Below are 19,786 nucleotides of genomic sequence, written 5' to 3' on the forward strand. Positions count from 1 at the left end.
TTGACTTATGGCATTTAAGAAAAAAGAATCATTTTTACTCGCTCTTACAAAAAACGACAAAATGATGAACTTTATTTGACTACATTAAATAGAACACCATGAATCTTGTCATGAACAACAGAAGGAAAGGAGTGAGACCTATACTCTGTTTGGCCATTTGAGGAGGAGGGATTTGATTGAAATTGAAGTTTCGCAAGACCGCCGGCTATCGTTTGATGAGTCTTTTGGTGATTGGTACTTTAACGATGACAAGCTTTGGGATGGTTCAAGCAAAATCGACTTCTACCTCATATCAGGAGGAAGCTGTCTCCTCTAAGACAACAAAAGCAAAGATCTCATCTAGATTAATGAAACAGTTTCAGCAGGATGATCAGGTGACATTTTTAATCAAAATGAAAGAGCAAACAAATACGCAAAAAGTGGCGAAGGAAGCGGTATCCAAAGCCAAAAAACAGAAATTAACAGCGGCTAAAACGCAATATGCAAAAAGATCAGCTGTCGTATCCGAATTAAGAGCAACGTCTGAGGAGACGCAGCAAGCGCTTCTTACGTATTTACAAAAAGGACAAAAGAAAAAGCAAGTGAAGGAGATTCATTCGTACTATATTGTGAATGGTTTAGCGGTGACGGGAACGAAAGAAGTCATGGAACAGGTGGCTGCCTTCCCAGAAGTAGATCAAGTACTGCCAAACGAAACCCGTCAAATTCACCGGCCGGTTGATTTGAAGACGAAGCAGAAAAAACAAAAGAAAGCAGTAGATGGGGTCGAGTGGAACATTTCTCAAGTTCATGCTCCAGAAGCGTGGGCTTTAGGTTATGACGGTACTGGTACAGTTGTGGCAAGTATTGATACAGGAGTGGAATGGGATCATCCTGCTTTAAAGGAAAAATACCGCGGATTTGATCCAGCACATCCGAATGAACCAACTCATGAATTCAATTGGTACGATGCTACGACAGGATCTGAAGCGCCATATGATGATTTAGAGCATGGTACACATGTAACGGGAACGATGGTTGGCTCTGAGCCAGATGGAAAGAATCAAATCGGAGTCGCACCGGGAGCAAAATGGATTGCGGTGAAAGCTTTCTCAGAAGATGGTGGTACAGATGCTGATCTGCTTGATGCAGGTGAGTGGATTTTAGCACCAAAAGATGACGCGGGAAACCCGCATCCAGAAAAGGCACCTGATGTCGTCAATAACTCTTGGGGCGGTGGGCCTGGTATTGATGATTGGTATAAAGATGTCGTCAATGCTTGGAGAGCGGCGGACATCTTCCCAGAGTTTTCAGCTGGCAATACCGATTTATTCAACCCTGGCGGTGAAGGCTCCATTGCGAATCCTGCGAACTATCAAGAGGCCTTTTCAACGGGTGCTACGGATCAAAATAACAAATTGGGGTCTTTCTCACTGCAAGGTCCGTCTCCATATGGCGTCATGAAACCAGACATTGCGGCCCCAGGGGTAAACATTCGTTCATCCATTCCTGGGAAAGGGTATGAGGATGGCTGGAATGGGACGTCGATGGCTGGTCCGCATGTTTCAGCTGTTGTGGCTCTTCTTCGCCAAGTACAGTCAGATCTTTCTGTTGAACAGATTGAACAAATACTGATTGATACTGCGAAGCCGTTAACTGATCAGCAATTCCCGGAGTCTCCAAACAATGGCTATGGGGCAGGTTTAGTTGATGCAAGAGCAGCAATTACGGCATTAACAGATGGAATTGGCATGATTGAAGGACAGGTGACAAACGAAGATGTTCATTTAGATGAGATGAAAATACCAGATCAAGCCATGCCTAAAAAAGATAAGGCTGTACATCCACATAAGAAGCCTGCGAACATAAAAGAAAAGAAAAAGGAAAAAAATCTAGCTTCTCCGTCCATCAAAGCTCTTCCTATGAAAGCGGAAATCAGTGTTCTTGAAAGCGGCAAGTCAACGTACACAGATGAAGCAACAGGGAGATATCAGCTTCCTCACAGTGCAGGTGAATTCACAGTGAAAGCCGAAGCTTACGGATTTGAATCACGCACACAAACCGTCCATATTTCTTCAAAAGAAACAGTAGAGGCGAATTTCGCCTTACAGCCACTAAAGAAACGAACGATATCTGGCACAATTGCCAATGAAACAACGGGTGAAAAAGTAAAGGATGCCACGGTTTACCTTGTAGAGGATGCGAAAATTAAGCCGGTGAAAACAAATGAATCTGGTGAATTTTCTCTAGAGGCATTAAGCGGTGTCTATACCGTCAAAGTATTTGCCAAAGGGTTTAAAGGATATTCTTTTACAGCAGATGTGACAGAAAAGCCGGTGGAAAAAGCCATTCAGCTAGAACCATTCATCGGCTTTGCTGGGGAAATTGGCTACGATGACGGGACAGCTGAAAATGCGAGGGCTTTCTATGATCCTGGCAATGGCTGGGCTGTGAAGTTTTCATTAGAAAAGGGGAAGAAACAAGCGCAACTCACAGGAGGGCTTTTCCGTTTCTGGTCATCAGAGTGGCCAGCTCCTGGAGGGAATGACTTTGCGGTTGAAGTGTATGACGCTTCTGGGAAGAACGGAGCTCCAGGAGAGAAAATTGCAGGACCGCTCAAAGCGAATGCGCTGCGTAATGGGGAATGGACAAAAGTAGATTTAGAAGATCAAGCCATTACAGTGGATGGAGATTTCTATCTTGTCTATATTCAAACGAAAAAGAATACGGAATCTCCAGGCCTTGCAACTGATGAGGATGGACCAAATGCTGAAAGAAGCTGGCAGCTGACAAGCGGTGCTTTTTCTCCTTCTCCAAAAGAAGAGGGGAATTATATGATTCGTGCGCTTGTTGACTATGAAGCAGATGTGCCAGAGATTACATCTCCAAAGGCAGGAATCATTACGAACAAAGATGAACTAGAAATTGAAGGCAAAGCCTCTCCTGGGCTTGATGTAGCGATCTATCAAAACGATGAAGAGATTGCCAAAGTGAAAGCAGATCAGTCAGGGGCTTTCAAAGAAAAGGTCACAGTATCAAGTGGAGAGCATGTATTCACCGCTGCAACTGTTACGGATAAAGGCGCAACAAAACGATCCAAACCAGTAAAGGTGATCATTGATCAAACAGCTCCACTGCTCACTATCGATACACCGAAAAAAGGTGAAAAGACAAATAAAGAATCGTTCACTGTAGAAGGAAAGGTCATAGATGATCATCTTGATCAAGTCACTGTAAATGGAAAAAGGGCAACCATAAAAGAAGGGAAGTATTCCGCAAGAATACTGCTTGAGAACGGGGAAAATGCGATCAAAGTCACAGCGAAAGATGAAGCAGGAAACAAAACGACTAAAAAAATCAATATCGATGTTCAATACGATGCACCTGAGATTTCTAAGCTGACTCCAGCAGATAATGTCCATCTGGCATCAGGGGAGTCTGTTAAGATTTCATTTCATAGTAGAGAAAAGCTAGACGCAACGTTTGTCATTCACATGCCGCTGACAAACGCGAGATCAAAGCTTCAAAATACTACAGAGCTGCCGCTTCGCGAAGTATCGAGCGGAACGTATGAAGGTTATTGGACTGCTACTTCTACCGCTAAAGCAAAAGGTGCGGTCGTAGAAGTCATTGTGCGAGATGATTATGGAAATGTCACAAGACAAAAAGCTTCAGGTACGTTAAACATCAATGAAAAGTAATATAAACAAAAGACACGATTTCTAGGAGCGTGTCTTTTTTCTTTTAAACAATTGTTGATGGCTTGTCCAGAAGAATACTCTCTCTCATTCCTCGACAAAAACAATAACAATCCACCAAAAGTTCTCTATCATCACCAACAAGAATTGACAGACTTCCAACTCATGACTGTTTTATACTGGTACAAACAAGTGCAAGTACTGCTTTTGATTCTTTGTTTCAGATGAAAGGAGCAGAAGGTGGTCATTTATTTAGATGTGATTTGGCTGTTAAACTTTTGTTTTGATCTATTGCTTCTCTTACTCACTGCATTTATTCTCAAACGACAAGTAAAAAAAAGGCGATATATGTTAGGAGCGCTCATTGGATCGAGCATTGTTCTCTTGCTCTTTACACCATTTGCAATGGTTGTGTCACACCCTTTAGGCAAACTACTTTTTTCTATCTTCATCGTTCTTGCAACCTTTGGTTTTCAAAGATTTCGTTCCTTTTTTCAAAATCTGTTTGCTTTTTACTTTGTAACTTTTTTGATGGGAGGAGGCATGATCGGGGTTCATTCATTTTTGCAAACCAATACAGTGATTCAAAATGGTCTGCTGATTTCACAAAATGATGGCTTTGGTGATCCGATTAGCTGGCTTTTTGTTTTAACTGGGTTTCCTGCGATTTGGCTGTTTTCAAAGAAAAGATTAGGAGAGGTTCGTACGAAAAAAAGACAGTATGATGAACAAGTGCTTGTGGAACTACACATTCATGGAGAAACCATTCGTTTAAAGGGACTCGTTGATTCTGGCAATCAGCTGTATGATCCTATGACAAAAACACCGGTCATGATTGTTCAGGCTGACCAGCTAACAGCCATTTGCGAAGAGCCATTTATAGAGCTCATGAAACAGTCTCATCCTGTTGAAGTCATGCAAAAGATCGATGATCAATTTCCTCTTCTTGATCGATTAAGACTTGTTCCATATCGAGCAGTCGGTCATGATCACGGCTTTCTGCTATGCCTAAAACCAGATACAGTCTTCATTTATTCAAAGACGCATATGATTCAGCCTGCTAAGTGTTTTGTAGGGTTGAGTCTGAGCGGTTTATCGGCAGATCAGGAATTTCAATCCATCATTCATCCAGATATGTTAGACGGGAAAATCATCCAAGGGGTGTCGTAGTTTTTGGTGATGTCTTTTATCTTACGAGGTCAACTTGACATTTAGAAGGGAGAAGAAGATGAAAAAATTAAAATTTAAACTCACTTACTACTGGTATAAACTCCTCATGAAGCTAGGTCTAAAGAGTGATGAAATTTATTATATTGGTGGAAGTGAAGCGCTGCCGCCTCCATTATCAAAGGATGAAGAGCAGGAGCTGCTTGTCAAATTACCAAAGGGAGATCAAACCGCAAGAGCGATTCTGATTGAAAGAAATTTGCGTTTAGTCGTTTACATCGCAAGAAAATTTGAAAACACTGGTATTAATATTGAGGATTTAATTAGTATCGGAACCATTGGTCTGATCAAAGCAGTCAATACATTTAACCCAGAAAAAAAGATCAAGCTGGCAACATATGCTTCGAGATGTATTGAAAATGAGATTTTGATGTACTTGCGCCGAAATAATAAAATCCGGTCAGAAGTTTCGTTTGATGAGCCGCTCAACATTGATTGGGACGGAAATGAACTGCTTTTATCAGACGTACTTGGAACAGATGATGATATTATCACACGCGATATTGAAGCAAATGTAGATAAAAAATTGCTGAAAAAAGCGCTAGAGCAATTAAATGACCGCGAAAAGCAGATCATGGAACTAAGATTTGGCTTAGTTGGCGGCGAGGAAAAAACCCAAAAAGATGTCGCTGACATGCTTGGGATTTCCCAGTCTTATATTTCGAGACTTGAAAAACGAATCATTAAACGATTACAAAAAGAATTTAATAAAATGGTCTAAAAAAATTTTTTAAAAAAGCTCTGTGCCTGCACTGTCAAAGGAAATAACCTTTTTTCTCATGATTCTCGTCATCGCTCGTGCATATTTTTCCATCCCAAGGAGATACTGAACTTTGTACAACAGCTCCTGTAGGGAGGGAAAAAAGTGTCCAGAAATAAAGTGGAAATCTGCGGAGTCGACACCTCCAAGCTGCCTGTTCTGAAAAACGACGAGATGAGAAAATTGTTCAGACAGCTGCAAGATGAGGGTGACGATACAGCAAGAGAAAAGCTAGTCAATGGCAATTTACGGTTGGTTTTAAGTGTGATTCAGCGTTTTAACAACAGAGGCGAATATGTCGACGATCTCTTCCAAGTAGGCTGTATCGGATTAATGAAATCAATTGATAATTTTGATTTAAGCCACAATGTCAGATTTTCAACTTATGCGGTTCCTATGATCATAGGAGAAATCCGTCGATACTTGCGTGATAACAACCCGATTCGGGTGTCTCGCTCACTAAGAGATATTGCCTATAAGGCACTTCAGGTCCGTGAGAGGCTGATTAGTGAGACAAGCAAGGAGCCAACAGCAGAAGACATTGCCAAAGTGCTGGAAGTGCCTCATGAGGAAATTGTTTTTGCCCTAGATGCGATTCAAGATCCTGTCTCTTTGTTTGAACCGATCTATAATGACGGAGGAGATCCGATTTATGTGATGGATCAAATTAGTGATGAACGGAACAAAGACACACAATGGGTGGAAGAATTGGCCTTAAAAGAGGGCATGCGCAGATTGAACGACAGAGAAAAAATGATTCTTCGCAAACGCTTCTTCCAAGGCAAAACGCAAATGGAAGTTGCGGAAGAGATCGGGATTTCTCAAGCACAAGTCTCAAGGCTTGAAAAAGCAGCCATTAAACAAATGAATAAAAACATCTTTTAAAGCCGCCGCTTCATGTGCGGCTTTTTTCATTCTTATGAGAGAACACACCTCTAGTATTGACTCTGTTATTTTTTTCATTTAATCTATTTTTAACAAATGTTATTTTAGATAGCATTTGTTAGGGAACACTTAAGCGGAAAGAAGGGTTATTATGACATTCCATGATGAAAGAAGGCTGCTCATTAAGGTTGCGCATATGTATTATGAAGAAGGCGCCACTCAATCTAACATCGCAGAAGCGGTTGGGGTTAGTCGTTCGCTCATATCGAAATATTTGGCAAAAGCACGTGAAGCAGGAATCGTGGAAATCATTATTCATGATGAAGTCAACCAACAGTATGGATCGTTAGAAAGAAAAATAGAACGCAAATATGGGCTGCGAGAAGTCGTCTGTGTGGAAACACTCAGCAAAGACACAACGAAAAGCCGAATCGGAGCCGCGGCGGCAAGCTTTTTATTAAAAGTGATGAAAGATGGACAAGTCATCGGGTTTTCCTCAGGGACAACGCTGCATGAAATGGCGAAAGCGCTTACGTCTGTTCAGTACTATCCATCCGTGACATTTGTTCCGCTTGTCGGAGGTGTGGGAAATGAAGATGTCGATATCCACGCCAACTATATTATTGCGAGATGCACAGAGGCACTCAAATCTAAATGTGAGTTTTTACATGTACCCGTCATGCTTGATACAAAAGAAGCGAAAGATGTCCTGATCCGGCAGCCGTCGATCAAAAAAGTGATTGAACTAGGAGAATCATCAAATATCGCGGTTGTCGGAATTGGTGGTGTTCCGCAGCATTCAACGATGGTGAAATCTTATATGACAAGCGGCGAAGAGGACATCCTTCAAGCAAAGGATGTAGCAGGTGACATTTGTTATAACTTTATTGATCATCAAGGGGAAGTATATCCCCACCCATGGAACGACCGGGTGATGGGGATAAGCCCGCAAAAGCTGAAAGAAATTCCGCTTGTCATAGGTGTCGCTGGCGGCGAAGAGAAAATTGAAGCAATTCGGGCGGCATTAGCAGGTGGATTAATTCATGTATTAATTACCGATGAACGAACTGGAGATGCCTTATTAAAGTAACTACCTAATGATATTAGGTAGTTTTTTTGAGTCTTTAGACTCAAAAAGATTGAAAATTTTATCGATTTTAGCTTGACACAAAGTTGACACATCATATAAACTAAGTTCATAACAAATGATAAATAAAATAACAAATGTTACAAGAAACAGATTTTTGTTAATTTTTATAACATTTGTTAAAAGTTTCAGATTATATTTCTAGCAATCTACCCGAGAAGCAAGAAAACCTGAAAGGATGATTTAGATGTCAATCTATCAACAATTGTTAGCGCGAGAACGTAGTGGAGATCCAATCAAAGTAGGGATTATTGGGGCAGGCCAAATGGGCTTTGGACTCATTTCACAAATTTCTAAAATTCCAGGCATGATTGTTGCTGGTGTTTGTGATATCCACCTTAGTGCAGCAGAGAAGGCAGCGAATTTTTATAAGCAGCATGCAAAGCCGCATCACATGGTTGTCACAAATGATTACAGAGAAGTGATTCAATCAGATTCCGTGGAAGTTGTCGTAGACGCAACAGGTGTCCCAGAGGTCGGAGCAAACATTTCTTTGGAAGCGCTTAATTCAAAAAAACATCTTGTTCTTTTAAATGTAGAAGTTGATATTACCATCGGTTTGGTCATGCATAAGTTGTTCACAAATGCGGGACTTGTTTACTCAGGATCAGCTGGAGACGAACCAGCAGCAACACTAGAATTATATGAATTTGCGAAAACAATGGGGCTTGAAGTACTCGTTGCTGGGAAAGGAAAGAACAACCCATTCTTCCCAGAAGCAAATCCAGATACGTGTAAAGCAGAAGCAGATAGTAAACATATGAGTGCACATATGCTGGCTGCATTCCAAGACGGAACAAAAACAATGGCGGAAATGAACTTATTAAGTAACGCGACAGGGCTTCTGCCAGATAAAGTCGGTATGCATGGAGTCGAAGCGAATTTAGAAAATGTTGCAGATAAATTGAATCAAAAACAGCAAGGCGGCGTGCTCGATAACTTCGGGGTCGTTGAATATGTAAATGGACTTGCACCAGGTGTATTTGTCATCGTGAAGAGTGACCTTGAGCCAGTAGATGAAGAGCTGCGCTACTTAAAAGTTGGAAAAGGCCCACACTACACACTTTACCGTCCTTTCCACTTAGCGAGTCTTGAAACACCTGTTACCATCGCAAAAGCGGTCTTACAGCATGATTCATCTATTCACCCAATTGGTGTACCAGTATCAGAAACAGTCGCTGTGGCGAAAAGAGATATTAAAGCTGGAGAATCACTTGACGGAATTGGCGGATACTCCGTAAGAGGTGTTCTTGAAACACATCAAGACATGAAAACGAACGGCCACATTCCAATTGGCTTAATTAGCGGAAAAGTCGTAGCGAAAAAAGACATCAAATTAGGACAATTCCTCACTCACGATGATGTAGAGCTTGATTCAAACACAACGGTCTGGAAGCTGCGTTCATTACAAGATCATTTATTTCAATCATAAGGGCGTGAAGCTGTGGAAAAATTAGCGATCGTACTTTGTATCATTCTCATTGTGCAGTATGGGTTATCTTTTATTCAAATCAAGTACTACCGCAAGAGCATGGATTCACTTATTGATGATTACAGAGGGAAGCAAGGCTACCACTTATTTTCAGGGATGGAGCGGCGCAAAGTTGGCCCTGGTGCCATTGCGCTCATCATTGTGGATGAATCGTATATCATTCAAAAATGCCATGTGCTTGGCGGTGTGTCGATCTTATCTAAGTTTAAAGAAGTCCCTTCATATGAAGGAAAGCATGTAGGGGCAGTGTTAGACGAGCACCATATGATGAAGCAGACGTTGAAAAAACGCAAAAAAGGGCCAGCTGTCATGCACGCACTTTCCATGGCAGCTGAACAGGCACTTGTCTCGATTTCGAAAAAAAATATAACAAATGTGAACTAAAGAAAGGGGAGATGAAACATGGAATGGATTCAATGGTTTGGAGAGCACTTTATCGGAATGTTTGAAGCCGGCGGAAAGCAATTCATGGGTCTTGTTACAGGTATCGTTCCAACGCTTGTTGTGTTACTTACTTTCACTTATGCTGTCATGAAGTTTATTGGAGAAGAGCGAGTGAATAGAGCAATTCAGTTTGCTGCGAAATATACCATTTTGCGCTACACGTTAATGCCGATCTTATCCGTTCTTATTTTGACAAACCCAATGGCTTATACGTTTGGCCGATTCTTACCCGAAAAACAAAAACCAGCATTCTATGATTCAGCTGTTTCATTTGTTCATCCGGTGACATCACTGTTCCCATATGCCAATGCAGGAGAACTGTTTGTCTACTTAGGAATTGCGAACGGGATTAAAGAAGCAGGGTACTCAATGTCAGAGCTTGCTGTTCGGTACTTCTTAGTCGGGATCGTCGTCATTTTACTTCGCGGTATTATTACTGAATGGATTACAAAGTACTTAGCAGGAAAAATGAAAGCGAATTCACAATAGGGGAGGGTTAGACATGACAAACCACAAAGTATTTGTAGCAAAAGGTGCTGGCGGATGGGGCCAAGGCTTGGAGCTTGAACCAACCGGTAAAAGAAGAAAGGTTGTTTCCATTACAGGGGGAGGCATTCACCCAGTTGCACGTAAAATTGCAGAAATGACAGGGACAGAAGCATGTGATGGCTTTAAAAACTCGATACCAGAAGATGAAATGATGTGTGTTGTCATTGACTGCGGAGGAACCGCGCGAATCGGACTTTATCCAATGAAGCGCATTCCAACTGTAGACGTTTTGGCATCCTCTCCTTCTGGACCGCTTGCAAAACATATTACAGAGGATATCTTCGTATCAGGCGTCACAGAAAAAGATATTTCCTTTGCGGATGCATCAAGTGGTGAGGCAACAGTAGAAGGTCAGGATAACAGTGAGCCGATTGACAAAGAGAATTTCAAAGAAACCTATTCAAAACTGAAAGAGGAAAATCTCGAGCGTCAGGAAAAAGGTAATTTCCTGATGAGGTTCTCAAGAGGAATTGGGAAAGTCACCGGTACGTTCTATCAGGCTGGTCGTGATTCCGTTGATATGCTTTTGAAAAACATTATTCCATTCATGGCATTTGTCAGTATGTTAATTGGAATTATCAATTATACAAAAATTGGTGACTTGATTGCCCATTTTCTATCACCACTGGCAGGATCTATATGGGGACTCTTACTGCTCGTTGTGGTTTGTACATTGCCATTCCTATCACCTGTCTTAGGACCTGGTGCAGTCATTGCACAAGTAATTGGTGTTCTCATTGGTAGTCAAATTGCACTAGGGAATATCCCGCCTCAATTTGCACTTCCTGCACTATTTGCCATCAACGGTCAAGTAGGGTGTGATTTCATTCCAGTTGGGCTATCACTTGGTGAAGCGAAGCCGGAAACGGTACAATATGGAGTACCAGCTGTTTTGTATAGTCGTCTCATTACAGGGGTTCTATCTGTTGTGATCGCATACGCTGCCAGTTTTGGTATGTATTAAACGTATTAAAGGAGGAATCGAGATACATGGTCACACAATCTGTCGTAAAAGAAATCGGGACTTTAGTCCCGCAATTTAAAGAAGATAAGCTGATTGTTTTATTTGGACCCGCAGCGCCGCAGGAATTAAGAGATATGTCCGTCATTCATGAGTTCGAACATTTAGAAGAAGAGCCGTTGAAACTGGGCGGTACCATTCAAGTGGGTGATCAAACGTACACGATTACAGCCCTCGGCAATAAAGCAAATGACAACTTTAAAGAGCTCGGCCATATTTCGATTTACTTCCAAGAGCCGTTTGACGATGTATTACCGGGAGCTGTCTTTGCATCTCCGCACACGTTTCCTGATATAAAAGAAGGCGTACGAATTGAAATTTCGTAACGTTAAAGAAAAGCTGTTCCTCAAAAGGAGCAGCTTTTTTATATGAGGTTTACCAGAAAGAGCAATTGCGATATGCTGTAAACATTCATTATTTGTTTATTCAGAATTTTTACTCAGGAGGAAACGATGGTGTCACTTGAATTAAAGAATGTTTCTTTAAAACGAAATGGAAAATGGTTGCTTCAGTCTGTTGACTGGCAGGTGACCAAAGAGGAGCACTGGGTGCTTTATGGTTTAAATGGTGCGGGGAAAACCGCTTTATTAAATATGCTCTGCTCATATTATTTCCCTACATCAGGTGAGATGACGGTGCTGGGACATGTCTTTGGCAAGGAGGCTCTTGGCGAAAAGCTCAGGAAGAAAATTGGCCTCATTTCTGCGGGACTTGAAAAGAAACTGCACAGAGACGACAATGCATTTGAAATTGTTCTCAGCGGGGCATTTGCCTCCATCGGGCTTTATGAAACCCCGACAGATGAGATAAGAGAGAAAGCCATTGATCTATTAAAAGCATTTGGTTCGTTCAAATATGCGAACCGGACATATGAAACACTCTCACAAGGAGAAAAGCAGAAAGTCCTGATTGCGAGGGCTTTAATGAATGATCCTAAGCTCCTGATTTTAGATGAGCCTGTGACGGGTCTTGATTTTTTAGCAAGAGAACAGGTGCTAGAGACCATTTCATTCATTGCTTCAAAGCCTGATGCGCCTACTTTGCTTTACACGACCCATCATGCAGAAGAGATTTTGCCTGTTTTTCAGCACACCCTATTATTAAAAGAGGGGTCTGTTTTTGATCAAGGGAAAACAAAAGAGATGATGACAAGCGACTTGCTTTCTTCCTTCTTTGAATGCCCGGTAGATGTGATGTGGAGAAATGGCCGTCCTCACTTAAGTAAATTGTAGATAAAAGAAACTATTGGTCTGCGTCCCTGCTTTTCCATCATACATATTATAGTAGAAAACGAAAGGCGGGGAAGGACAGATGATCAGTATTTCTGAATTCCAAATCAAGGATGTTGTCGATGTGTCAAGCGGAAAAAAACTAGGCACCATTGGGGACATTGATATCAATGTTACGAGCGGTAAAATACAAGCAATCATTATCGGCGGCACAGGTAAAATGATGGGATTTTTCGGAAAAGAAGAGGAAATGATTGTGCCGTGGCGAAATATAGTAAAAATTGGCGAAGATGTGATACTTGTCCGATTGTCTTCTTAAAATTCGTATAACTCCTCAATGAATTATTCAATGATCCTTAACATAAGCTCTCCATTCTCAGCAAACAATGTCTTTTTCGGGTAAAAAGATTACGTTTTCATATCAATTTGCAAAAAAACCTGTAGAAAGGGCACATTTGAGTGTAATATTTAATGAATCCCACTAACTGTCTACGCATGTCTTGTGGTAAAATAGGAGCGATATAAAGAGAGATGAATGAAAGGTGGTAGGCAGCTTTGACACACAATTATGACCCCTTTCAGCAGAAATCACCTGATGCAATGATGATTCATGATTGGACGAACATGACATGTTCTGGTAAAGAGGTATTGGCCGGATTTACGACAAAAAATGGCGGCTTCAGCCTTTCTCCATATCAATCATTGAACACTGGACTCCATGTAGGAGATGATGCTTCTAGTGTCCAAATGAATCGTCAAGTCATAGCAGATGCTACTGCTGTGCCGCTCTCTGATTGGGTGTTTGCAGATCAAACACACGAGGACCGCATCAAGAAAGTCACCAAGGAGCAAAGAGGAAGAGGAAGTCTTCATTATCATGAGGCACTGCCTGGAACAGACGGCTTATATACGTCTGAACCGAACATCATGCTCGCTCTTTGTTTCGCCGATTGTGTTCCGCTTTATTTTCTAGCTCCGCAACATGGACTCATCGGAACAGCCCATGCCGGATGGAAAGGAACCGTCAAGCAAATTGGTGCAAAGATGGTAGATCTATGGGTCAATCAAGAAGGTGCTAAGACCGATCAAATACAAGTCGTCATTGGACCATCCATTGGCAGCTGCTGCTACATAGTTGATGATGTGGTCTTGAATCAAGTGAAACAGCTTCCCTTTTCTACAGTGGATGTGTATTCCGAGATATCACAAGGACAATATAAATTAGACTTAAAAACATTAAACAAAAACGTATTGCTTCATGCAGGGATGAAAGAAGAAAACATACATGTCAGTTCGATGTGCACAAGCTGCAATGAACAGCTATTCTTCTCACACCGGCGTGATCAAGGGAAAACAGGACGTATGATGTCTTTTGTCGGGTTAAGGAGGCATAAGAGCAATTGAATGTACGAGAGAATCTCAGACAAATAAATGAACAAATAAACGAAGCATGTAAAAGAGCCGGTCGAAACCCAGACGATGTATCAGTCGTCGCTGTCACAAAATATGTCTCAATTGAACGAGCACAAGAAGCCAAAGAAGCAGGAATTTTGCATTTTGGTGAAAATCGTGACCAAGGGTTACTTGAAAAACAAGCGGCTATAACCGATGAAAGCATTAGCTGGCACTTCATCGGCAGTTTACAAACACGAAAAGTAAAATCTGTCATTCAGACCATTGACTACTTACATTCGCTCGACAGGATTTCTCTTGCGAATGAAATTGAAAAAAGAGCGGATCACACGGTTCGCTGTTTTGTACAAGTGAATACATCACTGGAGGAGTCAAAGCGCGGCCTGCAAAGTGAAGACGTGATTCCATTTGTCAAGCAGCTCGCTGATTTCAAAAAGATTGAAATTGCTGGACTGATGACGATGGCTCCATTTACAGACGATCACACTGTGATACGAAACTGCTTTAAAACATTAAAAAACCTTCAAGAAGAAGTAAAACATCTTAACCAAGTAAATGCACCTTGTCAGCATTTATCGATGGGCATGTCAAATGATTTTGAAATCGCAATTGAAGAAGGTGCGACATTCGTTCGGATTGGCTCTTCACTTGTTGGAAATGAAACAGGAGGTGCGTGACATGAGCATAAAAAATAAGTTTAAAAGCTTTTTCACTCTCGACGATGAAGAGTATGAGTACGAATATATTGATGAAGAAAGAGAACCAGTCCAAGAAGAAAAAGGAACGAAGGACAAAGCGGCATTTCAAGAGCGTCCGCAGACTGGGAAACAAAATGTCGTCAGCTTGCAAAGCGTGCAGAAATCCTCTAAAGTGGTGTTAAGTGAGCCGCGTGTTTATGCAGAAGCGCAGGAGATTGCAGACCATATTAAAAACAGACGTGCAGTCGTCGTCAATTTGCAGCGCATTCAGCACGATCAAGCAAAGCGAATCATCGACTTCTTAAGCGGAACTGTATATGCAATCGGTGGAGACATCCAGCGTATTGGCTCGAATATATTCCTCTGCACACCTGATAATGTAGATGTATCTGGCACAATATCAGAACTTTTGACAGAGGAAGAACCTCAGAGGTGGTAAATCATAGTGATTCTAAATTTGATTTTTAATTTTTTAGGAACGGTATTAACGATTTACTCATTCGCGATTATTATTTACATCTTTATGTCATGGGTGCCATCTGCAAGAGAAACTGCAATTGGGCGTTTTCTGACAAATATTTGCGAACCGTATTTAGAACCATTTCGTAAAATCATTCCGCCAATTGGCATGATTGACATTTCGCCAATTGTGGCATTGCTTGTGATTCGTTTTGCATCAACATATGGACTAACTGGTCTTTACAATATGATTGCACGCTTCATGTAGACAAGCTGCCGGGCTTGGCGCTGCCAGGCTCTTTTACATAAGAGGGGAACAAAATGAGCGATATTTATCAACATTTTAGAAAAGACGAACAGCCATTTGTTGACCAAGTGTTAGGCTGGAAAAAAATCGCACTCGACCAGTATCGAATGAAATTAACAGACTTTCTTGATCCGCGTGAGCAGTTTATTACCCAGTCCGTCATCCAGCATGCTGATGAGCTTGGGATCATGTTTTTTGGCGGGTATGAAGGAGCGGAGCGCAAAAGAGCGCTCATTTATCCTGAATATCTAGAACCGGCTACTCAGGATGCTGAACTGTCTTATTTTCAGGTGAACTATGCGAAAAAGTTTATTTCGCTAGAACACCCGAAGCTCCTTGGTTCACTGATTGGGACAGGCTTGAAGCGTCAAAAATTTGGAGATCTGTTATTTTCTGAGGAAGATGTGCAGTTTATCTGTACGAGTGATGTCGCTGATTTTGTTCGGGCGCAGCTGACGCATGTCGGCAGAGCCTCCGTATCATTAGAGGAAATCACGCAGGCAGATTTAAAGCCGGTTATCAGCAAGACTGACATCAAAGAAGATACGATTTCTTCACTGCGGCTTGATGCGGTATGTGCTGCAATCAGCCGTCAGTCTCGGCAAAAGGCACAGCTGTTGGTCAAAAATGGGCTTGTCAAAGTTAACTGGAAAGTCACTGAGGACCCTTCTTTTACAATCGGTGAAGGCGATCAGCTCTCTGTCAGGGGATTTGGCCGCTTTAGCCTCAAAACGATTGATGGGAAGACCAAAAAAGATAAATTTAAAGTAACATTTGAGCTTCTGACATAACGAACTTGAATCTGGAGGTGGCGAGGTTGCCATTAACACCTAATGATATTCATAATAAAACGTTCACAAAAAGCTTTCGCGGCTATGACGAAGATGAAGTAAACGAGTTTTTAAGCCAAGTACGTAAAGATTACGAAATCGTGCTTCGCAAAAAGAACGAACTTGAAGAAAAAGTAAACGAGCTTGATGAAAGATTAGGCCATTTTGCGACAATTGAAGAAACGTTAAACAAATCAATTCTTGTGGCGCAGGAAGCAGCAGAAGACGTCAAACGTCATTCTGATAAAGAAGCGAAATTGATTATTCGTGAAGCGGAGAAAAATGCCGATCGTATTATCAACGAAGCGCTATCAAAATCAAGAAAGATTGCGATGGAAATCGAAGAGCTCAAGAAGCAGTCGAAAGTCTTTAGAACCCGCTTCCAAATGCTCATCGAAGCTCAGCTTGATCTTCTAAAAAATGACGATTGGGATCATTTACTGGAATATGAAGTTGACGCTGTCTTTGACGAAAAAGAATAAGCGCATCACCTTGACATGACGTGTACAAGTTGCATATAATACCATCATAAATTAACAAGAGATAAACGTTTGAAAGGGACACTCGCAGTTGTCATATGCGTAATAAAGCGAATCAGGGATGGTGGAAGCCTGACATTACGAGACGCTGCAATGAGATCACCCCTTTAGTTCCTTTTCTGAAAAGAATGAGTAAGAAAAGGCGTCTGATCACGTTACGATTTTAGAGTGGATAAGCGTCTGATTAAATAGCGCTTGTCTAAAAGGGTGGTACCGCGAGACAAGCCTTCTCGTCCCTTATGGGATGAGAGGGCTTTTTTTATTGTTTTTTAATCAGAATTTGCATATGGAGGAATGGGTATATGAACTACAAAGACACCTTATTAATGCCGAAAACAGAATTCCCAATGAGAGGGAACTTGCCGAACAAAGAGCCTGAAATCCAAGAGGAGTGGGCAGAAAAAGACATCTATCAAATGGTTTTAGAGCGGACAAAAGGACGTCCGACCTTTATTTTGCATGATGGACCTCCATATGCGAATGGTGACATTCATATGGGGCACGCCCTCAATAAAATCCTTAAAGATTTTATTGTCCGTTTTAAATCAATGAATGGATTCCATGCACCGTACGTACCGGGCTGGGATACACACGGGCTGCCAATTGAAACAGCACTCACTAAAAATAAAAAAGTCAAACGTAAAGAAATGTCGACAGCTGAATTCCGCAAACTATGCGAGGAGTATGCTTGGAAACAAATCGAAGGTCAGCGCAATCAGTTTAAGCGTTTAGGCGTCAGAGCAGATTGGGACAATCCTTATGTCACGTTAAAGCCTGAGTACGAAGCGCAGCAAATTCTTGTCTTCGGAGAAATGGCGAAGAGAGGCTACATTTACAAAGGACTAAAGCCTGTTAACTGGTCTCCTTCAAGTGAGTCAGCTCTTGCAGAAGCGGAAATTGAATATAAAGACAAACGTTCACCATCCATTTACGTTTCATTTAAAGTGAAAGATGGAAAAGGCGTACTTGAAAATGGCGAACAATTCATCATCTGGACAACAACACCTTGGACACTTCCTGCAAACCTTGGGATTTGTGTTCATCCAAACCTAGAGTACAGTGTTCTTCAAGTGGGTGCTGAGCGATATGTTGTCGCATCTGAGCTTGTTGAACAAGTGGCAAAAACGCTTGGTTTTGAAGAGTATGAAGTCGTGAAAACATTAAAAGGAAAAGAATTAGATAACGTCGTTGCAGAGCATCCGATCTATGGCAGAGATTCACTTGTGATGCTTGGTGACCACGTGACAACGGATGCAGGAACAGGCTGTGTTCATACAGCACCAGGTCACGGGGAAGATGACTTTATTGTCAGCATGAAGTACGGTCTTGACGTACTATGTCCAGTAGACGAAAAAGGTGTCATGACAGAAGAAGCGCCTGGTTTTGAAGGTCTATTTTACGAGGATGCCAATAAAGCCATCACAGAACAGCTTGAAGCAAAAGGCGCGCTGAAAAAGCTCGACTTTATCACGCACTCCTACCCGCATGACTGGAGAACGAAAAAGCCAACGATTTATCGTGCAACCGCTCAGTGGTTTGCTTCGATTAAAGACTTCAGAGAAGCGCTATTAGACAATATTAAAGAAACGAAATGGGTTCCAGCATGGGGCGAAACGCGCCTATTCAATATGGTGCGTGACAGAGGCGACTGGTGCATTTCAAGACAGCGTGTATGGGGCGTTCCAATTCCGGTCTTTTATGCAGAAAATGGTGAGCCGATCATCACAGATGAAACCATTCAGCACGTCTCTCAATTATTTAGAGAACATGGCTCTAATATTTGGTTTGAAAAAGAAGCGAAAGAACTATTGCCAGAAGGCTTTACACATCCAGGCAGTCCAAACGGTGAATTCACAAAAGAGCAGGACATCATGGATGTATGGTTTGATTCTGGTTCTTCTCACCAAGCTGTTTTAGAAGAAAGAGATGATCTTGTTCGTCCGGCAGACCTTTACCTTGAAGGCTCTGACCAATATCGCGGCTGGTTTAACTCTTCCTTATCAACAGCAGTTGCGGTCACTGGAAAAGCACCGTATAAAGGTGTTCTCAGCCACGGCTTTACGCTTGATAAAGAAGGACGCAAGATGAGTAAATCATTAGGCAATACAATTGACCCAACAAAGGTAGCGAAGCAGCTTGGGGCGGAGATTCTAAGACTTTGGGTATCTTCCGTCAACTATCAAGCCGATCACCCGGTGTCTGATGATATCTTAAAACAAGTAGCAGAGGTCTACCGTAAAATTCGTAACACGTTCCGCTTCCTGCATGGTAACCTATTTGACTTTGATCCAGCAGTCAATGCAGTACCTGTAGAAGAGCTTCGCGAAGTGGATCAATATATCTTGATCAAATTAAACAAATTGATTGATAAAGTGAAAAAGGCTTATGATGATTACGAATTTGCGGTCGTGTATCATGCGATTCACAATTTCTGTACAATTGAGCTCAGCTCTTTCTATCTCGACTTTGCAAAGGATGTCGTGTACATCGAGCATGCGGATCATCCAGACCGCCGCAGCATGCAGACGGTCTTCTACGAAACATTAATGGCGTTAGTGAAGCTGACTGCACCAATTCTTCCGCATACAGCAGATGAATTATGGAGCCACTTAAGCTTTGTTGAAGAGCCAAGTGTTCAGTTAACAGATATGCCAGAAGGTGTGGCTGTTTCTCAAGCGGAAGCGACAGAAGCGAAGTTTGACCGCTTTATGGAAGTGCGTGACGATGTGCTAAAAGCGCTCGAAATTGCACGTAATGAGAAAGTTATCGGACGTTCTCTTGAAGCAAGTGTGACCCTTTATGCGACAGAAGAAGTGAAAAACCTTCTTGCATCCATTAAAGAAGATGTGAAGCAGCTCTTTATCATCTCTGAATTAACGGTAGAAGATGCGCAAAATGCTGACACATCAGCACCTGAATACACTTCAGGGCGAATTGTGGTTCAAAAAGCAGAAGGAGAACTGTGCGAACGTTCTCGTATTATTTCAAAAGATGTTGGTGCAAATCCGAAATACCCAACATTGTCACTGAAAAATGCTGAAATCGTGGAAAAATATTACCAGAATTAACAGTGTGATATGACCAACTAGCGCCCCGCCATATGCGGGGC

19 protein-coding genes and 1 other annotated feature are annotated in these 19,786 nt (G+C 41.8%); all 19 genes read left to right on the forward strand.

What is annotated here, in order from left to right:
* Positions 1-176 precede the first annotated feature (176 nt).
* The 19 genes from ACQYAC_RS01440 (at position 177) to ileS (ending at position 19,745) form a co-directional block, all read left to right on the forward strand.
* Positions 177-3,680, forward strand: a complete 3,504-nt coding sequence (locus tag ACQYAC_RS01440) for a S8 family serine peptidase (RefSeq protein ID WP_429942592.1) — start codon at positions 177-179, stop codon at positions 3,678-3,680.
* A gap of 237 nt (positions 3,681-3,917) precedes the next feature.
* On the forward strand, positions 3,918-4,847 hold the full coding sequence (gene spoIIGA, locus ACQYAC_RS01445) for a sigma-E processing peptidase SpoIIGA (RefSeq protein ID WP_429942593.1): 930 nt from the start codon (positions 3,918-3,920) through the stop codon (positions 4,845-4,847).
* A 58-nt stretch (positions 4,848-4,905) separates the two neighbouring features.
* Positions 4,906-5,625 carry an RNA polymerase sporulation sigma factor SigE gene (gene sigE, locus ACQYAC_RS01450; RefSeq protein WP_007499746.1) on the forward strand — a complete coding sequence of 240 codons (720 nt, stop codon included), beginning with the start codon at positions 4,906-4,908 and terminating at the stop codon, positions 5,623-5,625.
* A gap of 144 nt (positions 5,626-5,769) precedes the next feature.
* Positions 5,770-6,549: an RNA polymerase sporulation sigma factor SigG gene (sigG, locus tag ACQYAC_RS01455; RefSeq protein WP_003211879.1), complete on the forward strand. Its 780-nt coding sequence runs from the start codon at positions 5,770-5,772 to the stop codon at positions 6,547-6,549.
* A gap of 151 nt (positions 6,550-6,700) precedes the next feature.
* Positions 6,701-7,639: a sugar-binding transcriptional regulator gene (locus ACQYAC_RS01460; protein ID WP_429942594.1), complete on the forward strand. Its 939-nt coding sequence runs from the start codon at positions 6,701-6,703 to the stop codon at positions 7,637-7,639.
* Positions 7,640-7,883: 244 nt separating this feature from the next.
* Positions 7,884-9,128, forward strand: coding sequence for an NAD(P)H-dependent oxidoreductase (locus tag ACQYAC_RS01465; protein WP_061407736.1), 1,245 nt, complete (start codon positions 7,884-7,886; stop codon positions 9,126-9,128).
* A 12-nt stretch (positions 9,129-9,140) separates the two neighbouring features.
* On the forward strand, positions 9,141-9,572 hold the full coding sequence (locus ACQYAC_RS01470; protein ID WP_003212289.1) for a transcriptional regulator GutM: 432 nt from the start codon (positions 9,141-9,143) through the stop codon (positions 9,570-9,572).
* 18 nt (positions 9,573-9,590) lie between these two features.
* Positions 9,591-10,121 (forward strand): PTS glucitol/sorbitol transporter subunit IIC, encoded by a 531-nt coding sequence (gene srlA, locus ACQYAC_RS01475; RefSeq protein WP_003210918.1) that lies wholly within the window; start codon positions 9,591-9,593, stop codon positions 10,119-10,121.
* 13 nt (positions 10,122-10,134) lie between these two features.
* Positions 10,135-11,145 carry a PTS glucitol/sorbitol transporter subunit IIB gene (gene srlE, locus ACQYAC_RS01480; protein ID WP_144462097.1) on the forward strand — a complete coding sequence of 337 codons (1,011 nt, stop codon included), beginning with the start codon at positions 10,135-10,137 and terminating at the stop codon, positions 11,143-11,145.
* A gap of 26 nt (positions 11,146-11,171) precedes the next feature.
* Positions 11,172-11,528 carry a PTS glucitol/sorbitol transporter subunit IIA gene (locus tag ACQYAC_RS01485; protein ID WP_268486316.1) on the forward strand — a complete coding sequence of 119 codons (357 nt, stop codon included), beginning with the start codon at positions 11,172-11,174 and terminating at the stop codon, positions 11,526-11,528.
* Positions 11,529-11,657: 129 nt separating this feature from the next.
* A complete protein-coding gene (locus ACQYAC_RS01490) occupies positions 11,658-12,434 on the forward strand; it encodes an ABC transporter ATP-binding protein (RefSeq protein WP_169056477.1) in 777 nt (258 codons plus the stop codon).
* A 79-nt stretch (positions 12,435-12,513) separates the two neighbouring features.
* Entirely contained in the window at positions 12,514-12,750 is a 237-nt protein-coding gene (locus ACQYAC_RS01495; RefSeq protein WP_008344958.1) for a YlmC/YmxH family sporulation protein, read from the forward strand.
* A 236-nt stretch (positions 12,751-12,986) separates the two neighbouring features.
* Entirely contained in the window at positions 12,987-13,835 is an 849-nt protein-coding gene (gene pgeF / locus ACQYAC_RS01500) for a peptidoglycan editing factor PgeF (protein ID WP_426973028.1), read from the forward strand.
* Complete coding sequence (locus ACQYAC_RS01505) at positions 13,832-14,521, forward strand: YggS family pyridoxal phosphate-dependent enzyme (RefSeq protein WP_058014046.1); 690 nt, start codon at positions 13,832-13,834, stop codon at positions 14,519-14,521. The genes pgeF and ACQYAC_RS01505 overlap by 4 nt, the downstream gene beginning before the upstream one ends.
* A gap of 1 nt (position 14,522) precedes the next feature.
* Complete coding sequence (sepF, locus tag ACQYAC_RS01510; protein ID WP_003212271.1) at positions 14,523-14,981, forward strand: cell division protein SepF; 459 nt, start codon at positions 14,523-14,525, stop codon at positions 14,979-14,981.
* Between the two features lie 6 nt (positions 14,982-14,987).
* Complete coding sequence (locus ACQYAC_RS01515; protein WP_061407747.1) at positions 14,988-15,269, forward strand: YggT family protein; 282 nt, start codon at positions 14,988-14,990, stop codon at positions 15,267-15,269.
* A gap of 53 nt (positions 15,270-15,322) precedes the next feature.
* Positions 15,323-16,099 (forward strand): RNA-binding protein, encoded by a 777-nt coding sequence (locus tag ACQYAC_RS01520; RefSeq protein ID WP_061407750.1) that lies wholly within the window; start codon positions 15,323-15,325, stop codon positions 16,097-16,099.
* A 26-nt stretch (positions 16,100-16,125) separates the two neighbouring features.
* Positions 16,126-16,620, forward strand: a complete 495-nt coding sequence (locus ACQYAC_RS01525) for a DivIVA domain-containing protein (RefSeq protein ID WP_003211323.1) — start codon at positions 16,126-16,128, stop codon at positions 16,618-16,620.
* 59 nt (positions 16,621-16,679) lie between these two features.
* Positions 16,680-16,918: a binding site (T-box leader), on the forward strand.
* 61 nt (positions 16,919-16,979) lie between these two features.
* The gene (ileS, locus tag ACQYAC_RS01530; RefSeq protein ID WP_058014043.1) at positions 16,980-19,745 is read left to right on the forward strand and encodes an isoleucine--tRNA ligase; all 2,766 of its coding nucleotides are present in this window, start codon (positions 16,980-16,982) and stop codon (positions 19,743-19,745) included.
* Positions 19,746-19,786 lie beyond the last annotated feature (41 nt).

It is taken from the genome of Bacillus sp. MM09(2025) (genome assembly GCF_050496725.1).
GTDB lineage: Bacteria > Bacillota > Bacilli > Bacillales > Bacillaceae > Bacillus > Bacillus pumilus.

What these genes read in the sequence shown, in the direction of transcription:
- ACQYAC_RS01495 (WP_008344958.1), top strand. Translation starts at nt 12,514, where the DNA reads ATGATCAGTATTTCTGAATTCCAAATCAAGGATGTTGTCGATGTGTCA.
- sigE (WP_007499746.1), top strand. Translation starts at nt 4,906, where the DNA reads ATGAAAAAATTAAAATTTAAACTCACTTACTACTGGTATAAACTCCTC.
- ileS (WP_058014043.1), top strand. Translation starts at nt 16,980, where the DNA reads ATGAACTACAAAGACACCTTATTAATGCCGAAAACAGAATTCCCAATG.
- srlE (WP_144462097.1), top strand. Translation starts at nt 10,135, where the DNA reads ATGACAAACCACAAAGTATTTGTAGCAAAAGGTGCTGGCGGATGGGGC.
- ACQYAC_RS01485 (WP_268486316.1), top strand. Translation starts at nt 11,172, where the DNA reads ATGGTCACACAATCTGTCGTAAAAGAAATCGGGACTTTAGTCCCGCAA.
- ACQYAC_RS01460 (WP_429942594.1), top strand. Translation starts at nt 6,701, where the DNA reads ATGACATTCCATGATGAAAGAAGGCTGCTCATTAAGGTTGCGCATATG.
- srlA (WP_003210918.1), top strand. Translation starts at nt 9,591, where the DNA reads ATGGAATGGATTCAATGGTTTGGAGAGCACTTTATCGGAATGTTTGAA.
- sepF (WP_003212271.1), top strand. Translation starts at nt 14,523, where the DNA reads ATGAGCATAAAAAATAAGTTTAAAAGCTTTTTCACTCTCGACGATGAA.
- ACQYAC_RS01465 (WP_061407736.1), top strand. Translation starts at nt 7,884, where the DNA reads ATGTCAATCTATCAACAATTGTTAGCGCGAGAACGTAGTGGAGATCCA.
- ACQYAC_RS01520 (WP_061407750.1), top strand. Translation starts at nt 15,323, where the DNA reads ATGAGCGATATTTATCAACATTTTAGAAAAGACGAACAGCCATTTGTT.